The sequence below is a fragment of the Candidatus Frankia alpina genome, from assembly GCF_902806485.1.
Taxonomy (GTDB): domain Bacteria; phylum Actinomycetota; class Actinomycetes; order Frankiales; family Frankiaceae; genus Frankia; species Frankia alpina.
Map to the genome: position 1 here is coordinate 1 of NZ_CADCWT010000259.1, position 6,076 is coordinate 6,076.

The following is a 6,076-nucleotide window of genomic DNA, read 5'->3' on the forward strand; positions in this document are numbered from 1 at the left end:
GGCCAGCACAGTAGCGGCCGGACGCCGGCAAGGGGCCCGCCGAGGGAGCACCAAGGTGCCCCCTCGGGAGGAGGAGCGCGGAATTACGCGGTCGGGAGACGGCTCGGCGGTCGCGATTACTGGTAGTCGGATTGCACTTGATGATCTCTTTGGTGGGATCGACTCATATCGCAGAAGGAGAAGCTCGTACGAAAGTCCAGCTGGGGGCACCGCCGAAAGGAGGGAAGCCGGAGCGGTCAGTTGATCAGGGTGATGAGCTGGCGGCCGTCCTGCCAGGTTCCGGTCACATCGGAGAAGGAGTTGTCCTTCCAGCGCAGCAGCCGTACGGCGGTGTTGCAGACGGCCGGGAAGATCTCAATCTGCCTGCCGTCGCAGGTGTACGGATGGGCCATGACATTCGGCTGGTCGTGCGTGGCGCGCAGCGCGGTGAGCAGGCCGTCCGAGCTCAGCTGCGGGGTCCTTGCCAGCAGGGCCCGCAGGTCGAGCACGGCGGAGAAGGCGCCCTGCGACGCCGAGGTGCGGTCCGTCTCCGGCACGGCCTTGCGGAAGGCGGCCGTGTCGGCGTCCCCGCCGCTGGACCCGACGGGGAGGTAGCTGGAGGCGAAGTAGAGGTTGTCGGTGCGGCCGCCGGCGGCCCGTGGCACCGCGGGCGTGGCACAGGCGCCGACGAAATAGATGTCGCTGTGAATGTTCAGCGCGGCCGCGGCCTGGACGATCCGGGCGCACGCCGCCGCCTGGAATACGACGATGATGGCGTCCGGGTGGCCGACGGCGGCCTGGGTGAGCGCCGGTGCGAAGTCCGCCGCGTCAGACTTTTCGGCGATCAGCCGGACGTCGGTGACACCTTTCTTGCGGAGAACGTTCTGGGATCCCTTGATGGCGGCGGTGAGCAATCCGGGCAGGTCCACGTACAACGCATGTGCACTGCGGATGTGTCGGGTGGCGGTGAGGTAGTCGGTGAGGCCGAGCAGTTCCGCGACCGTACCGCCGGAAAACGTGAAGGCGTTCTTGGAATTAAGTTCACCACTGAGCTGCGGAGATCCGGTGACGTAGGGAATGTGAGCCGCCTCGTATACCGGCATGGCGGCCTGCGTGCCGAAGTCGATGCCGCCGACCACCGCTATCGGCTTTTTCGCGACCAGCCGGTTGGCACAGTTCTGGGAGGATTCCGGGGAACCGTCGGTGGCGCAGGTCGCCAGCCGCAGCGGCCGCCCGCCGACGCCGCCGAGCGCGGCATTGGCATGGTCCACGGCGGCCTGCGCCGCCCGCCGAGTCTCCGGATATGACCCAAGAGTGCTGTTTTCGACGGTGACGAAGCCGAGGGTGACCGGTGGCCCGGTCAGCTGGCTCGCGGTGGCGCCGCCGGCTGCGCCGCCCGACGAGCCACCGCGCTGGCTCGTGCAGCCGGCACCGGCGAAGGCGACGGACAGGGCGACGGAGAACGCGAGTAGGGCGCGGGAAGCGTGTCTCACGGGCGCTCAAGCTACACTCCATCTCACCCGGTTCCTGGATGAGACCGTCGATCGGCGGGACGGGAGTGATTCGGTGATCGCGCGCCCACTCTTCCGCCTCGTCGCCCGTCCGTCGACTTCGATGCTGGACATCTGCTCGGGAGCCTCGTGACCACCTATGTAGCAGCAATGCTGCTGGGCCTCGGCCCGGGCGCGGTGTACGCGGCGCTCGGACTCGGGCTCGTGCTCACCTACCGCGCCTCCGGCGTCATCAACATCGCGCATGGTGCCGTCGCGATGTACGCCACTTACCAGTATGCCGAGCTGCGCGAGGTTGGCGACCTCGTCCTGCCCGTCGTCGGAGTGCCGCCACGAATTCATCTCACCGACACCCCCACGTTCGGGCTGGCATTGTCGGTTTCTCTTACAATGGCCGCGCTGCTGGCATTGGCGTCCTATCTGCTGGTCTTCCGGCCATTGCGGCGGGCGCAGCCGATGATGACCGTCGTCGCCGCCGTCGGGCTCACGATCGCGTTGCAGGCCGTGGCCGTCATCCAGTTCGGCTCGGACAACCGCTTCCTCGACCCCGTGCTGCCCCAGTCGCCGCTGCACCTGCTCGGGGTCACGGTGTCTAGCGACCGGCTGCTGCTGGCGGGCCTCGTCGTCGTGGCCGCGGCCGGCCTGTGGGCGACGTCACGCTGGACCATGTTCGGCCTCGCGACCCGGGCCGTCGCCGACGACGACGAGACCACCGCGCTGCTCGGCCGCCGGCCGGGCTGGATCGCGGCGGTGAACTGGATGCTGGCGGCGGTGCTCGCCGCGCTGGCCGGCGTCCTCGTCGCCCCGATCAGCGCGTTGAACCCGACGAGCTACTCGCTGTTCGTCGTGCCCGCGCTCGCCGCGGCCCTGCTCGGGGGACTGTCCTCGTTCGGGCTGACCGTCGCCGGTGCACTCGGCCTCGGCGTCGCGCAGGGGCTCCTGCTCCCGCTGCAGCAGGATGTCGGCTGGCTGAACCAGCCCGGCCTGCGGGCGCTGCTGCCGATGATCCTCGTCCTCGCCGTGGCGGGCCGGCGTGGAACGCTGATCCCGGGCCGGGGGGCCGCCGCGGTCGTGTCGGTGCCGCTGCCGGTGGTCGAGCCCCCGCGGCGTCCGCTTGGTGGGCTCCTGTTCGGCGTGTCCGTCGGGATCGTCGCGCTGTTCCTGCTCACCGGCTCCTGGCGGCTCGGGCTCGAACGCAGCCTCGCTGGCGCCGTGGTGTGCCTGTCGTTCGTGGTGCTGACGGGATACGTCGGCCAGCTCTCGCTGGCGCAGATGTCGCTGGCCGGCGTCGCCGGTTTCCTGCTGGCCCGGCTGGAAGGTGAGCTCGGCGTGCCCTTCCCGATCGCCCCGCTGATCGCCACGTTCGCGGCCGCGGTCGCCGGGCTGTTCATCGGGGTGGTGTCGCGCCGGCTGCGCGGCGTGGACCTGGCACTGATCACGCTGGTTGCCGGGGTTGCGATCCAGGAGGCGGTGTTCGGAAATCCGCTGGTCACCGGCGGGCTGGCCGGGTCGTCCGTGTCCAATCCGAAGATCTTCGGTCTGGACCTCGGGCTCTCCGGGGCCGGCTTCCCCCGGGTCCAGTACGGCCTGCTGGCGCTGGCCGTGCTCGCGGCCAGTGGCTACGGGGTGGCCCGCCTGCGCACCGCGGACCTCGGCCGGCGGATGCTCGCGGTGCGGGCCAACGAGCGGTCGGCGGCCGCGGTCGGGATCGACGTGCGCCGGACGAAGGTGCTGGCGTTCACGCTGTCCGCGGCGCTCGCCGGCCTCGGTGGCTGCCTCATCGGGTACGGCCAGGGCCGGCTGTCCTTCGACTCGTTCGGGGTCACCGCCTCGCTGTTCTTCCTTGCCATCGCGGCCGTCGGCGGGGTGACCAGCGTCGGCGGGGCGCTGGTCGGGGGCCTGCTCGTCCCGGGTGGGCTGGCGTTCACCGCGCTGGACCGCGTCGCCGGACTCGGTGAATACCAGCAGGTGCTGTGCGGTCTCGCGGTGGTGGTGCTGGCCGTCCTGCGACCGGCCGGGCTCGTCTACCGGCCCGGCCACGCCGGCCGGCGGGTCGGCCCGGGCCAGCCCCGGCGCACCGGCTGGCCCGGCGGGAAACTGCGGCCCGGCAGGACCGCGCGGCCTGGCGGGGAGGTGCTGCCGGGGCGGGGGGAGCCGGCTGACCAGCAGGGTGGACATGGCCTGGGCCCGAGGTCGCCTGAGGGCGTCGACGGCGGCCCCCCGCGTCCCGCGGAGGGAAACCGACCAGGCCTGACCGCGCACCCGGTCAACCCCGGCGGCGTGTCGTGACCGCGCTGTTGTCCGTCGACATGCTTGCCGCCGGGCAGGGCGGCACCCGCATCGTCGAGGATGTCTCCTTCGGCCTTGAGGCGGGCAGCGTCACCGGCCTCATCGGGCCGAACGGTGCCGGCAAGACGACGCTGATCGACGCGCTCACCGGCTTCGCGACGATCTTCGCCGGCAGCGTGAACCTGGACGGTGCCGCGCTGGCGGAGCTGCCGGCGCACGAGCGGCAGCGCCGCGGGCTCGCCCGCACCTTCCAGGCCCTGGATCTGTTCGACAGCCTGGCGGTGGCGGAGAACCTCGCCGTGGTGGAGCGTCCGACGGCCGGGTCGGCGGACGCGGGGCGGCTGGGCCTCGCGGCGATCGCCGACCGCCTGCCCGCGACGCTCAGCCACGACGAGCGGGCCGCCGTGGCCCTCGGCCGCGCACTCGCGGCCACGCCGAAGGTCCTGCTGCTCGACGAGCCGGCCGCGGGGCTGGACCCCGCGGATCGGCGCGAGCTCGCCGCACGCATCCGTCGCATCGCCGGCCGCGGCGTCGCCGTCCTGCTCGTCGATCACGACGTCCAGCTCGTCTTCGACGTCTGCGACCGGGTTCTCGTCCTGGACGGCGGTCGGATCGTCGCCCGCGGGCTTCCCGCGCAGGTCCGGGCGGATCCGGCCGTCCGCGCGGCCTACCTGGGCGGCTCCGACGGCCCCGGCGGCTCCGAGCCGGCCTCGCCCCCGGCGCCGACCGCATCCACGGTGCCGGCGGTGGGGGACGAACTGCTCGTGTTCGAGCGGGTGAGTAGCGGTTACAACGAGGGGCCGGTGCTACGGGAGGTCTCGCTGAGCGTCCGTGCCGGCGAGATCGTGGCGCTGCTGGGGGCCAACGGAGCCGGCAAGACGACCCTGATCCGCACGGCCGCCGGCCTGGTGCCGGCGAGTGCCGGCCGGGTCGGGGTGTTCGGCGAGTGGTTCCGGCGTCCCGCGCCGAGCGCGCTCGCCCGGCGGGGGCTGGCCGTCGTCCCGCAGGGACGGGGAGCGCTGGGCCGGTTGACCGTCCGAGAAAACCTGCGCCTGGCGGCCGGCCGCAGCCACCGTGGCGAGATCGAGCGGGTCCTGGGCTGGTTCCCGGCGCTGGGCGGCCTGCTCGACCGGGCGGCCGGGGAGCTTTCCGGCGGGGAGCGCCAGCGGCTCGCGCTCGCCGTCGCCCTCGTGCGCCGGCCGCGGCTGCTGCTGGTGGACGAGCTGTCCTTCGGCCTGGCGCCCGGCGTCGCGCCGCGGCTGCTAGATCTGCTGCGCGCGATCGCGGCCGAGACATCCGCCGGCGTGCTGCTCGTCGAGCAGTTCGCCGCCCTCGCGCTGCGGGTGGCCGACCGCGGCTACGTGCTCGACCGCGGTCGGGTCGCCCTGGCCGCGCCCGCCGCGGAACTCGCCGCCCGCCCGGACCTCCTCGAGGCGAGCTACCTGGGCGCGACACCCGCGGCGCCCGCCGCCCGGCCTGCGGACTTCCCGCCGCCCGCCTCCTGATCCGCCCGGCCGACCGGTCGAGTCGGCCGGGCCGTTGGCGACGAGATCTGGTGCCGCCCGGCTGTCCACTCTGCCCGTCGGCCGCGATCCGATGCCGCCGAATTCCGCTTGCTCGGGACGAGATCCGTATCCTGATCAATCAGCTATACGTGCCCCATGCATCTAGGTTGAATCCCTCTCGTACGTGACGACGGCCATATGGAATGCTGGCGGCATGCCTCGTAGCTTCTTGGGAGCCGCAGCAGCCGGCGCGTCTGTCCCGAACGGCGTGAGGAGAGTGGTCCGAACGAATATCCGATGACGGGTCAAAGGTGTTTGTCAGCTCGGCTGGCGATCCTTCCCGTTACGCTGGCAGCGATCACGAGATCGTCCGGGACCGCCGGAGCATGTGCGGATTCCCCGCTTGGGATGCGCTGTCGCCGACCTCATCATCTTGTCGACAAGGGTTGGACACCGGCGCCCCAAGCGAAGGTTAGATCGATGGCTGTCATGTTCGCCAACATGATCAGAAGAAAGCCGACACCGGCCGGAGCCACCTTTCCGGACCTGCCTCGTCCGCCGTCCGGACATCCGTCTCCAGGACACCCAGCTCCGGCGGCGGGACAGCACCCCACCGAGAACGACTACAGCCGCGCCCACAGGCGCCGCCATACCATCCGAACGCCGGAATTTCCTCGTTATCTCGAAAGCCCCGACGACCCGGCGGTCGAGACGTTGCGCGGCGCCCGACACCCAGGGCCCCGGGAAGATCGTTCTAGGTTGCGATCTGCTACGCGGAGTATCGGCCCCGTT

3 protein-coding genes are annotated in these 6,076 nt (G+C 71.7%); 2 read left to right on the top strand and 1 reads right to left on the bottom strand.

What is annotated here, in order from left to right; genetic code table 11:
• Positions 1-236 precede the first annotated feature (236 nt).
• Positions 237-1,472, bottom strand: coding sequence for an ABC transporter substrate-binding protein (locus tag G6R25_RS20160; protein WP_163554193.1), 1,236 nt, complete (start codon positions 1,470-1,472; stop codon positions 237-239).
• Positions 1,473-1,619: 147 nt separating this feature from the next.
• Here G6R25_RS20160 and G6R25_RS20165 point away from each other — a divergent pair, with 147 nt between their 5' ends.
• The gene (locus tag G6R25_RS20165; RefSeq protein ID WP_163554194.1) at positions 1,620-3,779 is read left to right on the top strand and encodes an ABC transporter permease; all 2,160 of its coding nucleotides are present in this window, start codon (positions 1,620-1,622) and stop codon (positions 3,777-3,779) included.
• Positions 3,776-5,284: an ATP-binding cassette domain-containing protein gene (locus tag G6R25_RS20170; protein WP_419469390.1), complete on the top strand. Its 1,509-nt coding sequence runs from the start codon at positions 3,776-3,778 to the stop codon at positions 5,282-5,284. The genes G6R25_RS20165 and G6R25_RS20170 overlap by 4 nt, the downstream gene beginning before the upstream one ends.
• Positions 5,285-6,076: the final 792 nt, after the last annotated feature.